The 17249-nt window shown below is 73.7% G+C and carries 20 protein-coding genes; 7 read left to right on the top strand and 13 right to left on the bottom strand.

Annotated features, from left to right (window positions below):
- Nucleotides 1-14: 14 nt before the first annotated feature.
- Nucleotides 15-1991 (top strand): acetoacetate--CoA ligase, encoded by a 1977-nt coding sequence (locus tag EV188_RS10370; RefSeq protein WP_133826121.1) that lies wholly within the window; start codon nt 15-17, stop codon nt 1989-1991.
- Here EV188_RS10370 and EV188_RS10365 read toward each other — a convergent pair.
- The 9 genes from EV188_RS10365 to EV188_RS10325 all read right to left on the bottom strand — a co-directional run bounded on the left by EV188_RS10365 (nt 1988) and on the right by EV188_RS10325 (nt 9392).
- Complete coding sequence (locus EV188_RS10365) at nt 1988-2641, bottom strand: PAS domain-containing protein (protein WP_133826120.1); 654 nt, start codon at nt 2639-2641, stop codon at nt 1988-1990. The two genes, EV188_RS10370 and EV188_RS10365, sit on opposite strands and share 4 nt — an antisense overlap.
- 138 nt (nt 2642-2779) lie before the next feature.
- Nucleotides 2780-3436, bottom strand: coding sequence for a CoA transferase subunit B (locus tag EV188_RS10360; RefSeq protein WP_133826119.1), 657 nt, complete (start codon nt 3434-3436; stop codon nt 2780-2782).
- Nucleotides 3433-4212 carry a CoA transferase subunit A gene (locus EV188_RS10355; protein WP_208114098.1) on the bottom strand — a complete coding sequence of 260 codons (780 nt, stop codon included), beginning with the start codon at nt 4210-4212 and terminating at the stop codon, nt 3433-3435. The genes EV188_RS10360 and EV188_RS10355 overlap by 4 nt, the downstream gene beginning before the upstream one ends.
- The gene (gene pcaD, locus EV188_RS10350; protein WP_133826118.1) at nt 4209-4973 is read right to left on the bottom strand and encodes a 3-oxoadipate enol-lactonase; all 765 of its coding nucleotides are present in this window, start codon (nt 4971-4973) and stop codon (nt 4209-4211) included. Before pcaD ends, EV188_RS10355 begins: the two co-directional genes overlap by 4 nt.
- Before the next feature lie 66 nt (nt 4974-5039).
- Nucleotides 5040-5321: a muconolactone Delta-isomerase gene (catC, locus tag EV188_RS10345; protein ID WP_133826117.1), complete on the bottom strand. Its 282-nt coding sequence runs from the start codon at nt 5319-5321 to the stop codon at nt 5040-5042.
- A gap of 9 nt (nt 5322-5330) precedes the next feature.
- Nucleotides 5331-6431 carry a mandelate racemase/muconate lactonizing enzyme family protein gene (locus tag EV188_RS10340; protein WP_133826116.1) on the bottom strand — a complete coding sequence of 367 codons (1101 nt, stop codon included), beginning with the start codon at nt 6429-6431 and terminating at the stop codon, nt 5331-5333.
- Nucleotides 6428-7342, bottom strand: a complete 915-nt coding sequence (locus EV188_RS10335) for a LysR family transcriptional regulator (RefSeq protein ID WP_133826115.1) — start codon at nt 7340-7342, stop codon at nt 6428-6430. The genes EV188_RS10340 and EV188_RS10335 overlap by 4 nt, the downstream gene beginning before the upstream one ends.
- Nucleotides 7343-7347: 5 nt before the next feature.
- The gene (locus tag EV188_RS10330) at nt 7348-8211 is read right to left on the bottom strand and encodes a dioxygenase family protein (protein ID WP_133826114.1); all 864 of its coding nucleotides are present in this window, start codon (nt 8209-8211) and stop codon (nt 7348-7350) included.
- Nucleotides 8208-9392 carry an FAD-dependent monooxygenase gene (locus EV188_RS10325; protein ID WP_133826113.1) on the bottom strand — a complete coding sequence of 395 codons (1185 nt, stop codon included), beginning with the start codon at nt 9390-9392 and terminating at the stop codon, nt 8208-8210. Before EV188_RS10325 ends, EV188_RS10330 begins: the two co-directional genes overlap by 4 nt.
- A gap of 190 nt (nt 9393-9582) precedes the next feature.
- On the opposite strand from EV188_RS10325, the gene EV188_RS10320 reads away from it, so the two are divergent.
- A complete protein-coding gene (locus EV188_RS10320; RefSeq protein WP_133826112.1) occupies nt 9583-10722 on the top strand; it encodes a cobalamin-independent methionine synthase II family protein in 1140 nt (379 codons plus the stop codon).
- Here the strand turns inward: EV188_RS10320 and EV188_RS10315 are convergent.
- The gene (locus EV188_RS10315) at nt 10706-11296 is read right to left on the bottom strand and encodes a TetR/AcrR family transcriptional regulator (protein WP_133826111.1); all 591 of its coding nucleotides are present in this window, start codon (nt 11294-11296) and stop codon (nt 10706-10708) included. The genes EV188_RS10320 and EV188_RS10315 overlap by 17 nt on opposite strands.
- 130 nt (nt 11297-11426) lie before the next feature.
- Here EV188_RS10315 and EV188_RS10310 point away from each other — a divergent pair, with 130 nt between their 5' ends.
- Together EV188_RS10310 and EV188_RS10305 are read left to right on the top strand one after the other, a co-directional pair.
- On the top strand, nt 11427-11918 hold the full coding sequence (locus EV188_RS10310) for a flavin reductase family protein (RefSeq protein WP_166659809.1): 492 nt from the start codon (nt 11427-11429) through the stop codon (nt 11916-11918).
- Nucleotides 11915-13114: a CaiB/BaiF CoA transferase family protein gene (locus tag EV188_RS10305; RefSeq protein ID WP_166659808.1), complete on the top strand. Its 1200-nt coding sequence runs from the start codon at nt 11915-11917 to the stop codon at nt 13112-13114. Before EV188_RS10310 ends, EV188_RS10305 begins: the two co-directional genes overlap by 4 nt.
- A 62-nt stretch (nt 13115-13176) precedes the next feature.
- Here the strand turns inward: EV188_RS10305 and EV188_RS10300 are convergent, their stop codons facing one another.
- Nucleotides 13177-13608: an SRPBCC family protein gene (locus EV188_RS10300; RefSeq protein ID WP_166659807.1), complete on the bottom strand. Its 432-nt coding sequence runs from the start codon at nt 13606-13608 to the stop codon at nt 13177-13179.
- 43 nt (nt 13609-13651) lie between these two features.
- On the opposite strand from EV188_RS10300, the gene EV188_RS10295 reads away from it, so the two are divergent.
- Nucleotides 13652-13906, top strand: coding sequence for a DUF3253 domain-containing protein (locus EV188_RS10295; RefSeq protein WP_133826108.1), 255 nt, complete (start codon nt 13652-13654; stop codon nt 13904-13906).
- Nucleotides 13907-14012: 106 nt separating this feature from the next.
- A complete protein-coding gene (locus EV188_RS10290; RefSeq protein ID WP_243741618.1) occupies nt 14013-15086 on the top strand; it encodes an alpha/beta hydrolase in 1074 nt (357 codons plus the stop codon).
- A gap of 42 nt (nt 15087-15128) precedes the next feature.
- Here the strand turns inward: EV188_RS10290 and EV188_RS10285 are convergent, their stop codons facing one another.
- Nucleotides 15129-16121: an aldo/keto reductase gene (locus tag EV188_RS10285; protein WP_133826106.1), complete on the bottom strand. Its 993-nt coding sequence runs from the start codon at nt 16119-16121 to the stop codon at nt 15129-15131.
- 87 nt (nt 16122-16208) lie between these two features.
- Here EV188_RS10285 and EV188_RS10280 point away from each other — a divergent pair, with 87 nt between their 5' ends.
- Complete coding sequence (locus tag EV188_RS10280) at nt 16209-16649, top strand: hypothetical protein (RefSeq protein ID WP_133826105.1); 441 nt, start codon at nt 16209-16211, stop codon at nt 16647-16649.
- 7 nt (nt 16650-16656) lie between these two features.
- On the opposite strand, the gene EV188_RS10275 is transcribed toward EV188_RS10280, so the two are convergent.
- A complete protein-coding gene (locus EV188_RS10275; RefSeq protein ID WP_133826104.1) occupies nt 16657-17106 on the bottom strand; it encodes a hypothetical protein in 450 nt (149 codons plus the stop codon).
- Nucleotides 17107-17249: the final 143 nt, after the last annotated feature.

Here is a 17249-nt window from a genome sequence, read left to right as displayed (position 1 = left end):
GATAGAACGGGGCCATGACCAACGACGAGCCCGAGATCCTCTGGCGACCCGACGAGACGACGGTGCGGGACGCGCGGATCACGGCGTTCGCGCAGCGGGCGGCCTCGGAGCACGGGGTGACGGTCGACACGTACGAGCAGCTCTGGGCATGGTCGACGTCCGATCCGCGCGCCTTCTGGGGGACCGCCGTCGACTTCCTCGGCGTGCGCTTCCACGACGCCCCGCGCGAGGTCCTCGGCGCCGAGACCATGCCGGGCGCGGAATGGTTCCCGGGCTCCACGCTCAACTACGCCGAGCACGCTCTGTGGCCGTCCGAGGGCGGCGCCGACGCCGACCCGGCCATCGTCGCGGTGCGCGAGGACGGGCGCCGGGTCGCGCGGACCTACGGCGAGCTGCGCGCCGACGTCGCCCGCGCGCGGGCCGGCCTCGTCGCGCTCGGCGTGGGCCGCGGCGACCGGGTCGTGGCGCTGTCCCCGAACACCGTGGAGACCCTCGTCGCGTTCCTCGCCGCCGCCTCGCTCGGCGCGACGTGGTCGTCGTGCTCGCCGGACTTCGGGGCGCGCGCCGTCGTCGACCGCTTCGCGCAGATCGAGCCGTCGGTGCTCGTGGCCGTCGACGGCTACCTCTACAACGGCAAGTCCTACGACATCCGCAGGAACGTCGCCGAGCTGCGCGAGCAGCTGCCGACCCTGCGCGCGGTCGTCGGCGTCGACTACGTCGGCGACGGCGCGTGGTCCGACGGCGACGACGTGCTGCGGTGGTCGGAGTTCACGCAGGACGGCGACGCCCCGCTCGCGGTCGACCCGGTGCCCTTCGAGCACCCGCTGTGGATCCTCTACTCCTCGGGCACCACCGGGCTCCCGAAGGGAATCGTGCACTCGCACGGCGGGATCGTCGTCGAGCACCTCAAGTCCCTGGCCCTCCAGCACGACCTCGGTCCCGGCGACCGGTTCACGTGGTTCACCACCACCGGCTGGATGATGTGGAACCTGCTGATCTCCGGGCTCCTCGTGGGCTCGACGGTGATCGCCTACGACGGCAGCCCGGGCCACCCCGACCTCGACGTCCTCTGGAAGATGGCCGCCGACGAGGGCGTGACGCTGTTCGGGACGTCGGCGTCGTTCGTGCAGTCGTGCCTCAAGGCCGGCCTGCGGCCCAAGGACGCGTTCGACCTGTCGGCGATCCGGGCGGTCGGCTCCACGGGCTCGCCCCTCTCGCCGGAGGGCTTCGACTGGATCCTCGACGCGATCGGCCCCGTGCAGATCGCCTCGGTCTCCGGCGGCACCGACGTCTGCGCCGCGTTCGTGGGCGTCGCCCCCACCGTGCCGGTGTGGCGCGGCGAGATCTCCTGCCGCGCGCTCGGGGCGTCGGTCGAGGCCTACGACCCGCAGGGCAACCCGCTGATCGACGAGGTCGGCGAGCTGGTGATCACCCGGCCGACGCCGTCGATGCCCGTGACGCTGTGGAACGACGCCGACGGCAGCCGCATGCGGGAGTCGTACTTCGAGGACTTCCCCGGCATCTGGCGCCACGGCGACTGGATCAGCATCACCCCGCGCGGCTCGTGCGTCATCCGCGGCCGCAGCGACTCGACGCTCAACCGCGGCGGGGTGCGGATGGGCACCGCCGAGTTCTACGAGGTCGTCGAGTCGTTCGACGAGGTGCTCGACTCGCTGGTCATCGACACCACGGGCCTCGAGGGCGCCCGCGACGGCGGCGAGCTGCTGTGCTTCGTGGTGCTCGCCGAGGGCGTGGCGTTCTCCGACGTCGAGTCGCAGCTCAAGAAGGCCCTGCGCGCCCAGCTCTCCCCGCGCCACGTGCCCGACCGGTTCCTCGTCGTCGACGACGTCCCGCGCACGCTGAACGGGAAGAAGTCCGAGGTCCCGGTCAAGCGCATCCTCGCCGGCACCCCCGCCGAGAAGGCCGTCAGCAAGGACGCGCTGCGCAACCCCGAGGCGCTCGAGAACGTGGTGTCGCGGGCCCGGGGCTAGACGGGCCGGGGCTGGACCGGCGCGGCGACGGCCTCCGAGAGCGTCACGGTCGCGCCGAGCACGCGGCCGTGGTCGTCGCGGCGCGACGAGATCAGGACGTCGAAGAAGCGCGGGCGGGTCGGGGCGTGGCACGGCACCTCGACCCGCGTCGGGGCGGGCAGGTCACCCTCGAGCGCCGCCCGGATGGCCGCGGCGACGACGCCGCTGTGGTCGTCGGTGGCCGCCGCCTCGTCACACAGCGCGAGGAACGACCGGCCGACCCCGGTGCGGGCCGGGTCGCCGCCGTTGGCCAGGCAGAACTCCTCCCACGTCTCGTCCACCCAGACGATCACGCCGTCGGCGTCGAGCAGCGCCGTCTCGACGGGCGGGTCGGCGGGCGCCGGGGGCGGCCCCGAGCACGAGAAGATGATGTCGCGCGCGGCCCGGACGGCGGCGTCGAGCTCGTCGGCCTCCGCCCGCAGCGCGACGCGCGTCGCGCGGTCGGACAGGCTCGCGCGCGCCAGGAGCCGCAGCAGCACCCGCTGGACGCGGTCGAGCGAGCCGGCCATGAGCCGGTGGGCCAGGCGTTCGCTCATCTCCGCGCGGGCGGCGTCGAGAGCGGCGCGGGCGACGTGTCCGGGGATGACGGCGAGATCGCGGTTGGTGATCATCGGTCTCCTCGGCGGACCGGATCGGTGGTGGTGGTCTCCCGACGGAAGACGGCAACGATCGCGCGGAGCACCAGGGACGACAAGCCGAGGCCACGAACCGTGCGTTGTGGGTCCGTCGCGCTCGGTTGACGGCCAGTCTCAGGCGGCGATCTCGGTCAGGTCGTCGGCGTCGGCCAGCGGGGCGCCCGTCTGCTCGCGCACCTCCTCGGCGGTGACGCCCGGCGCGAGCTCGCGCAGGACGAAGCCGCTGGGCGTCACGTCGACCACGGCGAGGTCGGTGATGACGCGCGAGACGACGCCGCGCCCGGTCAGGGGCAGCGAGCAGGACTCGACGAGCTTGGCCGCGCCCTTCTTGGTCACGTGCTCCATCACCACGAGGACGCGGCGGGCGCCGTGGACCAGGTCCATCGCGCCGCCCATGCCCTTGACCATCGCGCCGGGCACCGCCCAGTTGGCGATGTCGCCGGTGACGGCGACCTGCATGGCGCCCAGCACCGCGGTGTCGACCTTGCCGCCGCGGATCATCCCGAACGACAGCGCAGAGTCGAAGAACGAGGCGCCGTCGCGGACGGTGACGGTCTCCTTGCCGGCGTTGATGAGGTCGGGGTCGACCTCGTCCTCGGTCGGGTACGGGCCGACGCCGAGCAGCCCGTTCTCCGAGTGCAGCAGCACGTCGACGCCCTCGGGCAGGTGGTTCGGGATCAGCGTCGGGAGCCCGATGCCGAGGTTGACGTAGGTGCCGTGGGTCAGCTCGCGCGCGGCGCGGGCGGCCATCTGCTCGCGGGTGAGGCTCACGAGTTCTCCCGTGTCGTGCGCTTCTCGATGTGCTTGGTGGTGATCTGCTCGCCGGTCAGCTCGACGACGCGGTGCACGAAGATGCCGGGCACGTGGACGTCGTCGGGGTCGATCTCGCCGGGCTCGACGAGCTCCTCGACCTCGGCGATCGTCGTGCGCCCGGCCATCGCCGCGAGCGGGTTGAAGTTCCGCGCCGAGCGGTGGAAGACGAGGTTGCCGTGCCGGTCGCCCTTCGCGGCGCGGACCAGGCCGAAGTCGCAGACCAGGGAGAGCTCGAGGACGAACGGGACGCGCTGACCATCGACGTCGAACTCCCGCACCTCCTTGGGCGGCGAGGTCACCGCGACCGAGCCGTCCGCGGCGTAGCGCCACGGCATCTCGCCGTCGGCGACCCAGGTGCCGACCCCGGCCGGGGTGTAGAACGCCGGGATCCCCGAGCCGGCGGCGCGCAGGCGCTCGGCCAGCGTGCCCTGCGGGGTCAGCTCGACCTCGAGCTCGCCGGCGAGGTACTGCCGGCCGAACTCCTTGTTCTCGCCGATGTAGGACGCGACGACACGGGCGATGCGGTGCTGCTCGAGCAGGATGCCCAGGCCCCAGCCGTCGGTGCCGCAGTTGTTCGACGCGACGTGCAGGTCGGTCGCCGAGCCCCGCGACAGCGCGTCGATGAGCACGATCGGCACGCCGGACAGGCCGAACCCGCCGACCGCCAGCGACGCCCCGTCGGTGATGTCGGCGACGGCCTCGTCGGCCGAGGCGACGGTCTTGTCGATCGTCATGACGCTCCCTTCGCGTGCTCGCGCAGCAGCGGCGTCACGACGTCGGGTCGCTGGAACGAGGCCAGGTGCGCGGCGTTGGTGACGGTCTCGAGGCGCGCGCCCGGGATGCCGTCGGCGAGGATCTGCTGGTTCTCGGGCGGGGTCGCCGGGTCCTCGACGCCGCCGACCACGAGCGTCGGCACGGCGATGCCGCCGAGCTCGTCGACGACGTCCCACGCGGCGACGGCCTCGGCGCACCCGGCGTAGCCCTCGGCCGGGGTGGCGGCGATCTGGTCGCGCATGCGGGCCACGGTGTCGGGCTCGGCCTCGGCGAAGTCCTCGGTGAACCAGCGCGCGACGACCGCGTCGGCGATCGCCGCGGTGCCCTCCGCGCGGACCTTCTGAGCACGGTCGCGGAACGTGTCGGCGTTCGGGAAGCGCGCCGCGGTGCACAGCATCGCCAGCGTCGCGGCGCGCTCGGGGGCGTACAGGCCGATCCACTGGGCGATCGCCCCGCCGAGCGAGACGCCGGCGAACGAGGCGCGCGCGACGCCGAGGTCGTCGAGGGTCTCGAGGACGTCGCGGGCGAGGTCCTCGACGGTGTACGGGCCGTCGGGGACCGGCGAGTCACCGTGGCCCCGGGTGTCGAGGGAGATCACCCGGAACTCGTCGGCCAGCTCGGCGCGCTGCGGCGCCCACATGTCGATCGTGCTGCCCAGCGAGCACAGCAGGACCAGCGGCGGCCCGTCGGCGGGACCCTCGGCGGCGTGGTGGAGCTTCACGCCCTCACCGTGCCCGTCGGCCGGGGGTGGCGAACCGTGTGCTTCCGTTGGACAGGAGGCAGCTCATCAGGACTCGAGCTTCGACGGGTGCACGGTCAGCGCCGTGACCTCGACCTGCATGTACGGGAACAGCGGCAGGCTCGTGAGCAGCTGGTGGAGCTCGTCGCCCGACTCGACGTCGAACCGGCTGACGTTGGCGTACTGCCCGACCACGCGCCAGAGCTCCGGCCACTTGCCCGAGCGCTGGATCTCGTGGGCGCGGGCCTTCTCGCGGCTGCGGAGGTCGTCGGCGACGTCCGGCGGCATGTCGTGGGGGAGACGGACGTCCATGCGGACGAGGAACTGCACGGGGTGCTCCTAGCGATCGGCGCGGTAGTGGGCGAGCTTGTCGGGGTCGATCGTGACACCGAGGCCCGGACCCTGGCGGGCGGCGATGCGGCCGTCGGCGATCGTCGGGGGCTCGGTGAGGACGTCGTCGGTCATCAGCAGGAACGTGGTGACCTCGACGGGGTGGCGGGCGAGCGAGCGCAGGCCGCAGCCGAGCGCGGTGGAGGCGACGGTGCCGAGCATGCCGTCGATCTGGTTGCCGATCGTCGTGGCGACGCCGAGGCCCTCGCACAGCCCGACGATCTTGGCGGAGTCGGTGAACCCGGTCCGCGCGACCTTGACGCTGATCGCCTGCGAGTCGCCGTCGAGCAGGGACCGGGCGACGCCGCCCAGCGAGATCGTCGACTCGTCGCCGACGATCGGGATCGGGCTCTCGCGCACGATCCGGCGCCGGCCGAGCACGTCGTCGGCGGGGTTGGGCTCCTCGAGCATGGTGACGTGGAAGTCGGCGAGCCGGCGGGCGGCGACGACGGCGGTGTCGGCGTCCCACCCACGGTTGGCGTCGGCGTAGAGCTCGATCGAGTCGCCGAGCTCGCGGCGCAGCTCGCGCACCGCGGCGAGGTCGTGCGCGAGGTCCCGGCCGACCTTCACCTTGAACGCCTCGACGCCGTACCGGTCGTTGACCTCGAGTGCGTCGGCGACCATCTCCGACGGCGTGCCGAGCCCGATCATGTGGGCGGCCGCCACGTCGTCGGCGGCGTGCCCGAGCAGCACGTGCACCGGCTGCCCGCAGGCCTGGCCGACGAGGTCCCAGAGGGCGACGTCGACGGCGCCCTTGGCGGCGTTGTTGGCGACCGTGCGGCCGAGGTCGGCGCGGATGCGCTCGCGGGCGAACGGGTCGGCGCCGATGAGCACTGGCGCGAACAGGTCGCGCACCACGGAGACGATCGAGCCCGCCGTCTCGCCGTAGGTGTAGGGCCGGGGCGGCGCCTCGCCGTGCCCGACCAGCCCGTCGTCGGTGGTGATCCGGACGAGGACGTGGTCGGCGGCGGTGGCCTGCCCGCTCGCGAACGCGAACGGCCGGCTGAACGGGACGGCGAGGGGGATGGCCTCGACTTCTATGATCTTCATGCCTGTCGGGTCTCCGGGTGGTCGGGGCGGCACAGCACGGCGAGCGCGCGCGTCAGGGCCGGTTGCGGGTCGTCGCGCCGCCAGGCCAGGGCGACGTCGGTGGTCACGGGTTCGGCTTCGTCGAGCTCGACGTAGCGCACGCCCTCGACGGCCACGGCGAGCACCGACGACGGCAGCAGCGCCACGCCGACGCCGGCCGCGACGAGCGCGAGGACGATCGAGGTCTGGTCGGCGTCGTGGGTGCGCCGCGGCGTGAACCCGGCGGCCCGGCACGCCCGCGCCGCCGCCTCGCCGACCACCGAGCCCGGCGCCGCGTAGACGACGAAGTCGTCGTCGGCGAGCTCCGCGAGGTCGGCCGGGCGCGAGGGCCCCGAGGCCGGTGCCAGCCAGTGGTCCGCCGGGACCGCCAGCACGAGGCGCTCGCGGGCGAGGACGTGCTGGGCGAGCCCGGCGTCGCCCACCGGCGGGCGCAGGACCGCGAGGTCGATGCGGTGGTCGGCGAGCGCGGTCTCGAGCGACGGGGTGAGCATCTCCGTGGTGAACGCCAGCGCCAGACCGGGCAGGTCGGCGGTGAGGCGCCGGACGATCTCCGGGACGTGCCGGTAGGTCGCCAGCCCCGTCGCGCCGATGCGTAGCCGCCCGAGCGCGCCCGCCGCCACGCGGCCCACCTGGTCGCGGGCCGCGTCGAGCGAGGCGAGGATGCGCACGGCCTCGGGCAGCAGCGCCTCGCCGGCGGCGGTCAGGTCGACCCGCCGGGTGGTGCGCTCGAACAGGGGAGCGCCCAGCTGCGCCTCGAGCTGCCGGATCGCCTGGGACAGCGGCGACTGGGCGATGTGCAGCCGCTCGGCGGCCCGCCCGAAGTGCCGCGTCTCGGCGACCGCGACGAAGTAGCGCAGCTGGCGCGTCTCCACCGGTGCTAGTCCTGCCCCGGCTCCAGCACGAAGTCGCGGTCGGAGCGCACCTCATCGCCGTTGCCGGTGGGCTGCGGGTCGAGGGTCAGCTCCGGCTTGTCGGCCGAGGCGACGTCGTTGCCGAGGTAGGGGTCGCCGGTGAAGAACAGCTGGCTGGTCAGCGTCCGGTGCCCGGGGGCGGCGACGAGCAGGTGGATGTGGGCGGGGCGCCACGGGCTCCAGCCGGCGGCCTGGGTCATCTGCCCGGTCGGGCCGTCGAGCGGGATCGTGTACGGCGCGGGCTTGCGGGTGTGGATCTCGAAGCGGCCCTCGTCGTCGCAGGCCACGACGCCGCGCAGGTTGCCGGCCGGCGGCTTCGAGGCGAAGCCGGAGTACCAGCCCTCGTCGTCGGTGTGCCAGATGTCGACGGTGGCCCCGCGCAGCGGCGTGCCGTCGGTGTCGGTGACCTGACCGGCCAGGATCATCGGCGTGCCCGGCTCGTCGTCGCGCATCGGCAGCGTGGCCGGGGTCGTGAGCTGGGCCTGCCCGTCGAGCCAGAACGGCCCGAGGATCGTGCCGACCGAGCCCTGCTGGGTCTGCGCGGCGACCTTCTCGACCTCGAACTCCAGGTAGACGTCGAGGAACAGCGGCCACTCGCCGGTGTCGGAGACCGCGATCAGCCACTGCTTGAACGCGTCGAACTCCTCGTAGGTGACCTTGTTGTCGCGGATCGCCGCGCGGATGCCCTCGAGGGCGGCGCCGACGACGGCGGACACGCGGGCGGGGTCGGCCTGCCCGGTGCCCTGGCCGCGCAGGTTCGAGAGCCCGGCGCGGGCGGAGTCGGTGGCGTTGGCACCGGCGAGGGCGGCGCCGGCTTCGGTGGTGGTCATGCGGGGACTTCTCCTCTGGGGGTGGTGGCGGCGTCGTGGTCGTGGACCCAGGCGTGGTCGGGCAGGTAGCCCGCGAAGCGCTTGTCGCGCTCGGCGATCCGCGGGTGGTCGTCGTCGAGGTGGAGCAGCGTCCCGGTGTCCCAGGCGCTCGCGGCGATCGCGCGGGTGCGGGCGCGGCGCTCGCGCGGGTAGGCGGCGAGCGCGCTGGCGGGGTCGTGCTCGGTGAGCAGGCGGGCGAGCGTGACGGCGTCCTCGATCGCCTGGTTCGCGCCCTGGCCGTGGTGGGGCAGCATCGCGTGGCAGGCGTCGCCGAGCAGGGCGATCCGGCCCCGTGTCCAGCGCGTCATCGGCTCCTGGGCGAGCAGCGGCCAGCGCGCGCTCTGCGGCACCGCGGTGATCATCTCGCGCACCGCCGGGTGCCAGCCCGCGAAGCCGTCGAGGAGCTCCCCGGCGGGGACCTCGTGCTGCGCGCCCTCCCAGGTCGCCGGGCCGCAGAGGACGGCGAGGAAGTTGATGGTGTCGTCGTCGCGGCCCAGCGCGTAGTGCAGCAGGTGCGCGCCGGGGCCCGCCCAGAACTGGATGGCGTGCGGGTCGGGCAGGCTCGGCAGGGCGTCGATCGGCACGAGACCCCGGAACCCGCTCGTCCCCGAGTAGGTCGGGCCGGTGCCCGGTCCGGTCACGGCGTCGCGCAGCAGCGAGCGGACCCCGTCGGCGCCGACGACGACGTCGCCGACCGCCTCGGTGCCGTCCGCGAGCAGCAGCGCACCGCGCTCGGCGTCCACGCCGGTCACCGCGGTGCCGAGGTGCAGGTGCTCGGCGCCCGCGGCGTTCGTGAACGCGGCGGCGAGCGTCTGCTGCAGGTCGACGCGGTGCACGCCCCAGTACGGCGCGCCGTGGCGCTCGCGGTAGCTCGCGCCGCCGGTGTGCGCGGCGATGCGCGCGCCGGTGCGCCCGTCGCGGTAGATCAGCTCGGTGGGCTGGGTGGACACGGCGTCGAGGGCCTCGCCCACCCCGAGGCGGTAGAGGTGGCGCGACCCGTTGGCCGAGAGCGCCACGGCGGCGCCGACCTCGCGCAGCTCGTCGGCGCGCTCGTAGAGGTCGACGGCGACGCCGGCGCGGGCCAGGGCGATGCCGAGCGTCAGGCCACCGATGCCGGCCCCGGCGACGACGACGCGGGTCATGTCGCGTGCACCTCCGCTCCTCCTCGAACGTCCGCGGTCGAGCGTGACACAAGCCATCCCTGACGAGAAAGCGCCGAATACAGAACGATCGAGATGCCTGGAGTCTCAATTGACGAGCCGGTTGACCGTCCGCACCGACCGGGCCACTCTCCACCTGAACCCGTCAGTACAGGAAATACGAGGAGCGGCCGTGACCATCCGCACCACCCACGTCGGCAGCCTGCCCCGCCCGAAGCCCCTGCTCGACCTCCTCGCCGCCCGGCAGCGGGGTGACGACGTCGCCGACGACGTCCTCGCCGACGCCACGCGCACGGCCGTCGCCGACGTCGTCGCCGCGCAGCGCGAGCACGGCGTCGACGTCGTCACCGACGGCGAGATGGGCAAGCTCGGCTTCTTCAGCTACGTCACCGAGCGCCTCGGCGGGCTCGAGCGCCGCCCCGGCGCCGAGACCGTCTACAGCTTCGCGGCCGAGCAGGAGGCGTTCCCGGACTACTACGAGCGCTACTTCGCGCAGGCGATGATGGGCGGGACGGTCGGCACGATCGAGCCGGTCGTGTGCACCGGGCCGCTGGTCTACCAGGGGCAGGCGGCGCTGCAGCGGGACCTCGACAACCTCGCGGCGGCGGTGGATCCGTCCGAGGCGTTCGTGCCGTCGATCGCCCCGAGCGGCGTCGGCGTCAACGAGTACTACGGCTCCGAGGAGGAGTACTACTTCGCGGTCGCCGACGCGATGAACGTCGAGTACCGCGCGATCGTCGACGCCGGCTTCACGCTGCAGGTCGACGACCCGTTCCTCACCGAGATCTACAGCTTCCACCAGTACGACCAGCCCACCCGCGAGCGCCGCGGGCGGATGTACGTGGAGGCGATCAACCACGCGCTGCGCGGGATCCCGACCGAGAAGGTCCGCTTCCACACCTGCTACTCGATCAACGAGGGCCCGCGCGTCTTCGACGTCCCGCTCGCCGACGTCATCGACCTCGTGCTGGCGGTCGACGCGCGGTACTACTCCTTTGAGGCCGCCAACGCGCGCCACGAGCACGAGTACCACCTCTGGGAGACCGTGACCCTGCCCGACGACAAGGTGCTGATCCCGGGCGTGATCACGCACGCCTCCAACATCGTCGAGCACCCCGAGCTCATCGCCGAGCGCCTGGAGCGCTTCGCGCGGCTGGTCGGCCCGGAGCGCGTCATGGCCGGCGCCGACTGCGGGTTCTCGTCGCAGGCCTCGTTCGTGCCCGAGGTCGACCCGACGGTGATGTGGGCGAAGTTCGACGCGATGGCGGCCGGGGCGCGGCTGGCGTCGTCGCGGCTCAACGCAGTCCGGTGAGGGCGAGGTCGACGACGGCGCCGGGCCAGTCCGGCGCCGTCGTGTCCCGGCCCGCGAGGTGGTCGGCGTAGAGGGTGCCGACGACCAGGCTTGTCGCGGCCTCGACGTCGAGGTCGGCGCGCAGCTCGCCGCGTCGCACGCCGGCCTCGAGCACGGCCGCGAACAGCGCCCGGCGCGGCAGCAGCGTCGCCTCGCGGACGATCCCGAGCAGCTCGCCGGAGCCCGGCTCGTCGGCGAGGCACGTGCCGAGGATGCTCATCGCGCCGACCTCGACGTACTGCTCGCGCATCGCCTCGAGCAGGGCGACGAGGTCGTCGCGCACCACGCCGACGGGCTCGGGCACCCGGCCCAGGCGCAGGTGGGCCAGCGCGGCGCCGATCAGGTCGTTCTTGGTCGCCCAGCGGGTGTAGACGGTGACCTTGGAGACCCCGGCGGCGGTCGCGACCCTGTCCATCGAGGTACGCGCGACCCCCTCGCTGGCGAGCAGGCGCACGGTCGCGTCGAGCACGGCGGCGTCCTTGCTGCGGTCGCGGGGCCGTCCCCGGCCGCTACGGCGCTCCGTCTCCGAGTGCATGGGTCGAGCTCCGCTGCGCTCCGTCTCCCGCACGTGTCGAGACTACGGCGGGCGTGGCCGGGCTCATGTCTGCGCGGCACGCCCGGGAGCAATACGGTTCGGGTACCGCCGTCACCTCGGGAGGCCGTGAATGAGCGAGGGCACCGACGCCTCGACGATGCGCCAGGTGCTGGGGCACTTCCCCAGCGGCGTCACGATCGTCACCGGCACCACCCCCGAGGGGCCCGCCGGCTTCACGTGTCAGTCCTTCTCCTCGCTGTCGCTGGACCCGCCGCTGGTGCTCGTGCTGCCCGGCCGCTCGTCGTCGAGCTGGCCGAAGATCGAGGCCACCGGCCGCTTCGTCGTCAACGTCCTCTCCGCCGAGCAGGAAGCGCTGTCGACGACGTTCGCGGTGTCGGGCGGCGACAAGTTCGCGGGCGTCGAGTGGCACGCGTCGGGCCTCGGCTCGCCGATCCTCGGCGGGGCCACGGCATGGATCGACTGCACGCTGCACGCCGTGCACGACGGCGGCGACCACCTCATCGTCGTGGGCGCGGTGCACGACCTCGGCGCGCCCGGTCTCCCGCCGCTCGTCTTCCACCGGGGCGGATACGCGCGGACCAGCCCGGCGGCCGCGGAGTGAGCTCTGGGCCACTGGCGGACCTGCGGGTCATCGAGCTGGGCACGATCGTCGCCGGCCCGTTCGCCGGGCGTCTGCTGGCCGACTACGGCGCGGACGTCGTCAAGATCGAGCCGCCGGGCGGGCAGGACCCGATGCGCGACTGGGGCCAGGAGTCCTACAAGGGGCACCGGCTCTGGTGGACCGTGCACGCCCGCAACAAGCGCTGCATCACCCTCGACCTGCGCTCCGAGCGGGGCCAGGAGGTGTTCCTGCAGCTCGTCGAGGGTGCCGACGTCATCGTCGAGAACTTCCGGCCCGGCACGCTCGAGCGCTGGAACCTCGGCTGGGACCGGCTCTCGGCGGTGAACCCGCGCCTCGTGCTCGCGCGGGTGTCGGGCTACGGGCAGACCGGGCCGTACGCCGATAAGGCCGGCTACGCGTCGGTCGCCGAGGCGCTCTCGGGCCTGCGATACATCAACGGCTACCCGGGCGAGGCGCCGCCGCGGCAGGCGATCTCGCTGGGCGACTCGCTGGCCGGGATGGTCGCCGTGCAGGGGGTGCTCGCCGCGCTGCACCACCGCTCGGTGACGGGCGTGGGCCAGGTCGTCGACGTCGCGCTGACCGAGGCGTGCCTCTCGGTGCTCGAGTCGATCATCCCGGAGTACGACAAGCTCGGCCGCGTGCGCCAGCCCGGCGGCACGAAGCTCGAGGGCATCGCCCCGTCGAACGTCTACCGCACGGCCGACGAGCTGTGGCTGGTCGTCGCGGCCAACCAGGACACGGTGTTCCGCAGGCTCTGCGGGGCGATGGGCCGCCCGGAGCTCGCCGACGACCCGCGCTACGTCGACCACCGCGCCCGCGGCGAGCACCAGGACGAGCTCGACGGGATCGTCGCCGACTGGGTCGGCGCGCGGCCCGCGTCCGAGGTGCGGGCCCTGCTCGACGAGGCCGGCGTGATCTGCGGGCCGATCAACACGGCCGCCGAGGTCGTCGCCGACCCGCAGTTCCGCGCCCGCGGGATGCTCGCGCCGCACTATGACGAGCGGTTCGGCGAGGACGTCCTGGGCCCCGGCGTGGTCCCGGTCTTCTCCGACACCCCGGGCGAGGTGCGGTGGGCCGGGCCGCCGGTCCCGGGGCACCACAACGCCGAGGTCTACGGGGAACTGGGGCTCTCGGACGCGGACGTCACGGCGCTCGCCGACGAGAAGGTGATCTGAGGGGCCTGCGGCCCACGTGAGTGGAACGGGTCGCCAGGGCGACCCATTCCACTCACGTGGCGTCAGCCCTCGGCGTCCTTCTTGATCGAGGCGAGGTTCTTCTCGGCACTGGAGCCCATCGCGCGCTCGAGGCCCCAGCGCGGGACGCCCTTGACGGTGACCTCCATCGTCGACGACATCACCAGCCGCGTGCGCTCGCCCTCGGGGTGGGCGCGGTAGTCGATCGTGCTCTCGCGGATGAGGCGGGCGTCGACGCAGGTCAGCGTGATGGCGCTGTCGCCGTAGGACACGTCGTAGGTGGCGTCGGTGGTGAACTTCAGCGCCCCCAGCGTGACGACGATGCGCGTCGGCCGGCCCTGGTCGTCGTGCGCCTTGACCTTGGCCGACTTCGCCTCGTTCGCCCACCGGTCGGTGTTCTCGAGGTCGGCGACCACCTCGAGCACCCGCGCGACGGGCGCGTCGATCGTCACCTCGCGGACCACCGGATCAGTCACGCACACCCGATACCCCGTGAGGAGGGACGGGTATCCGACTGTCGTGGCCGACACGGACCGGGCGCTCGCCGACGCGATCGTCGACCTGCTCGACCACCGCGCGGCCGGCACGACGATCTGCCCCTCGGAGGCGGCGCGCCGCGTCGACCCGGACGCCTGGCGCGACCTGATGCCCGACGCCCGCCGCGTGGCGAGCGGGCTGGTCGACGACGGGACGATCGAGATGACCCAGCGCGGCGAGGTCGTCGACCCGGCGACCGCCCGCGGCCCGGTCCGTCTGCGGTACCCGGGCGGTTGAGGCGTGTGTCAGCGTGGCGGCCACGCTGACGTTCAACGTCAGGAAATCCCCCACGTGGGGAGCGGTCCCGACCGTCGCCGGTGCCCGCCCCTAGGCTCGCCGGGTGATGTTCGCAGTCCTGCGGCGCATCCTGCGCGCCCTCATCGGCCTCCCCCGACCCCTCCGGCGCCTCCTGGCCGGTCCGACCGTCTCGCGGGACGGGCAGGTCCTCGACATCGACGTCCAGCTCGTGATCCGCATGCTCGGCCTGATCGCCGGCGGCGAGGAGCCGTCGCTGGTCGAGCAGCGCCGCGCCACCGACCGTGCCGCCGGACTGGCCTGGTCGGCGACGCCGGGCGTGGCGACGCTGCCGGTGCGCCTGCCGGTCCCGGCAGGACCCGGACGTGACGAGCCCGGCACCCTCGACGCACGGCTCTACACGCCCGCCGAGGTCAACGGGCACCCGGCGCCGCTGCTCGTGCACTTCCACGGCGGCGGCTTCGCGCTGGGCAGCATCGCGTCGAGCGAGCCGCTGTGCCGGGTGCTCGCGAACCAGGCGAGCGTGCGCGTGCTGTCGGTCGAGTACCGGCTCGCGCCCGAGAACCCGTTCCCGGCCGGCCTGGCCGACGCGGCGGCGGCGCTGCACCACGTGCTGACCCACCGGGACGAGTTCCACGCCACGACCGTCGCGGTCGGCGGCGACTCGGCGGGCGCGAACCTCGCCCTCACCGCCGCGCACCAGCTCGCCCGCCACCGCGACGAGACGGCCGCGTTCGTGCTCGCGCTCTACCCGGTCACCGACGCCGGACGGGCCGGCGGGTCGCGGGAGCTCTTCGCCGAGGGCTTCGGCCTGCGCACCGTCGACATCGAGGTGTTCGAGCGCTACTACCTGCCCGACGGCATCGAGCCGATCCGGCCCACCGGCCTGCTGGAGGTCGACGACCTCGCGATCATGCCGCCCGCCTACATCTCGACGGCGGGCTTCGACCCGCTGCGCGACGAGGGCGAGGAGCTCGTCGCGGCGCTGCGGGCCGTCGATGTCCCGGTCGTCGCCCGCCGCTTCCCCGGGCTGATCCACGGCTACGCGGGGATGGCGGGCGTCGTCCCGACCGCGCGCGACGCCGTCCTCGACGCCGCCTCGGCCCTGCGCGCCGGTCTGGCCCTGACGACCGAGCGGGAATCGGCTGTCCGGGGTACGTGAGCGAACTTCGGGGCTATAGCACCGAAGTTCGCTCACGGACGACTACTGGTGCAACATCCGCATCGCGGCGGCCGGGTAGCGCTCGCCGCTGGCGACGCCGACCGGGGCGACCTTCTCGATCGCCTCGAGCTCCTCGGCGGTGAGGGTGACGTCGGCGGCGCCGGCGTTCTCCTCGAGGTAGCGGCGGCGCTTGGTGCCGGGGATCGGCGCGACGTCCGAGCCCTGCGCCAGCACCCACGCCAGCGCGAGCTGGGTCGGCGTCACGCCCTTGCGCTCGGCGAGGGCGTTCACCTCGTCGAGCACCCGCAGGTTCGCCTGCAGCGCCTCGCCCTGGAACCGCGGTGAGTTGCGGCGCCAGTCGCCCTCGGGCAGGTCCTCGGTGCGCCGGATCGTGCCGGACAGGAAGCCCCGCCCGATCGGGCTGTAGGGCACGAAGCCGATGCCCAGCTCACGGCACGTCGCGAGCACGCCGTTGTCCTCGACGTCGCGGGTGAACAGCGAGTACTCGGTCTGCACCGCGCTCATCGGCGCCGTGGCGTGGGCGCGGCGGATCGTGTCGGGCGCCGCCTCGGAGATGCCGAGGTAGCGCACCTTGCCGGCCTCGACGAGCTCGCCGAGCGCACCCCACGTCTCCTCGATCGGGACGTCCGGGTCGACGCGGTGCTGGTAGTAGAGGTCGACGTGGTCGGTGCCGAGCCGGGCCAGGGAGCCGTCGATCTGGCCGCGCAGGTAGTCGGGACGCCCGTTGACGCGCCCGGTGCCCTGGCCGTCGGGACCGATCTCGTTGCCGAACTTGGTCGCGAGGACGACCTCGTCGCGGCGGCCGGCGAGCACCGACCCGAGCAGCTCCTCGTTCGTGTGGGGTCCGTACATGTCGGCGGTGTCGAGGAACGTGACCCCGAGCTCGATCGCGCGCTCGATCGTCGCGCGCGACTCGGTGTCGTCCTGGCCGCCGTAGGCGAAGGTCATGCCCATGCAGCCGAGGCCGAGCGCGGACACGCGCAGGCCCTGGCCGCCGAGAGTGCGTTGCTCCATGGGCGCTGGCTGCCCGGGGTCAAGGCGCCCTGAACGTGTGCTGTCGGGCTGACCCGTTCCGTGACCGGCAGGTGGCACGGTGAGCCCATGCGCCTGCTGCTGACGACGCTGGTGGCCGCCCTGCTGGCCCTGGGTGCGGGGACGGCCCTGGCCGACCCCGGTCTGGTGATCGGCGACGGGGCGCCGGCCGCGCCCGGCACGTCGCTGCGCGCGCAGATGGGCTGCGAGGAGCCGGCGACGACCCCCGTCACGGGCCCCGGGGTGACCGGCGGGGCGTGGGAGCGCGACGCCGACGGTCACCAGCCGTGGGCGGTGTTCTCCGCGGTGACGATCGCCGCCGACGCCGCGCCCGGCCCGGTCACCGTCACCGCGACCTGCGGCGGACGCCCCATGGAGGCAACGATCACCGTCGCCGCGCCCGACACCGGCGACATGACCTGGCGCATCGTCGGCGGCGCCGCGGTCCTGCTCGTGATCGTCGCCGCGATGGTGCTGCTGCAGCGGCGTCGTCGTGAGCAGAAGGTCTAGAGGCGACTCAGCCGCACTCGTCCTCGGGGATGTAGCCCTGCTCGCAGCCCCACTGCGTCTGGGTCTCGCCGGAGCTCGGTGCCCGGCCGGCGGACGTGCCGGGGTCGAGGTAGCCCTGGTACTCGTCGCACGACGCGTCGAAGCGGCCGGCATCGACGGCGCGCTGGCCGCAGCCGGACGCGCTCGCGCGGGTGCTCCGGGTGCGGGGGCGGTCGTCGTCGTGGGACACCCGCTTGCGGGTCGTGGGCTCGGTGGTGGGCGCCGGACGTGCGGTGACCGGGGCCGCCGCGGCGAGCGGGGCCGGAGCGACCGGGGCGACGACCGCGACGGCGGGCTCGGCGGCGACGGACGCGGCCGGCGCCACCGACGTCAGCACCACCGTCGCCGCGGCCATCACCCCGACGATCGTGCTGCCCAGCGCGTACCGCGCGGCGTTGCGTCCCCCCGACTGCGTCATGCACCGCGCATCGCGGCGGATCGGCCCGGTCGTTAGCGGTCCGGACCGTTGCGGAACGCAGACCACCCGGACGAGCTACCGGCGTTGATCGTGGGGGCTTTCCTGACGTTGAACGCCAGCATGGCCGCCACGCTGACTCACTC

It is taken from the genome of Actinomycetospora succinea, assembly GCF_004363095.1.
Classification (GTDB): domain Bacteria; phylum Actinomycetota; class Actinomycetes; order Mycobacteriales; family Pseudonocardiaceae; genus Actinomycetospora; species Actinomycetospora succinea.
Note: the sequence above shows the minus strand (reverse complement) of the source record. Positions and strands in the feature narration are given on the sequence as shown.

Excerpts from the sequence above, each read along its gene's own strand:
- EV188_RS10370 (WP_133826121.1), top strand. The coding sequence starts at position 15 with ATGACCAACGACGAGCCCGAGATCCTCTGGCGACCCGACGAGACGACG.
- EV188_RS10340 (WP_133826116.1), bottom strand. The coding sequence starts at position 6,431 with ATGAAGATCATAGAAGTCGAGGCCATCCCCCTCGCCGTCCCGTTCAGC.
- EV188_RS10325 (WP_133826113.1), bottom strand. The coding sequence starts at position 9,392 with ATGACCCGCGTCGTCGTCGCCGGGGCCGGCATCGGTGGCCTGACGCTC.
- EV188_RS10280 (WP_133826105.1), top strand. The coding sequence starts at position 16,209 with ATGCGCCTGCTGCTGACGACGCTGGTGGCCGCCCTGCTGGCCCTGGGT.
- EV188_RS10310 (WP_166659809.1), top strand. The coding sequence starts at position 11,427 with ATGAGCGAGGGCACCGACGCCTCGACGATGCGCCAGGTGCTGGGGCAC.
- EV188_RS10315 (WP_133826111.1), bottom strand. The coding sequence starts at position 11,296 with ATGCACTCGGAGACGGAGCGCCGTAGCGGCCGGGGACGGCCCCGCGAC.
- EV188_RS10330 (WP_133826114.1), bottom strand. The coding sequence starts at position 8,211 with ATGACCACCACCGAAGCCGGCGCCGCCCTCGCCGGTGCCAACGCCACC.
- EV188_RS10365 (WP_133826120.1), bottom strand. The coding sequence starts at position 2,641 with ATGATCACCAACCGCGATCTCGCCGTCATCCCCGGACACGTCGCCCGC.
- EV188_RS10275 (WP_133826104.1), bottom strand. The coding sequence starts at position 17,106 with ATGACGCAGTCGGGGGGACGCAACGCCGCGCGGTACGCGCTGGGCAGC.
- EV188_RS10355 (WP_208114098.1), bottom strand. The coding sequence starts at position 4,212 with ATGACGATCGACAAGACCGTCGCCTCGGCCGACGAGGCCGTCGCCGAC.
- EV188_RS10285 (WP_133826106.1), bottom strand. The coding sequence starts at position 16,121 with ATGGAGCAACGCACTCTCGGCGGCCAGGGCCTGCGCGTGTCCGCGCTC.
- EV188_RS10290 (WP_243741618.1), top strand. The coding sequence starts at position 14,013 with ATGTTCGCAGTCCTGCGGCGCATCCTGCGCGCCCTCATCGGCCTCCCC.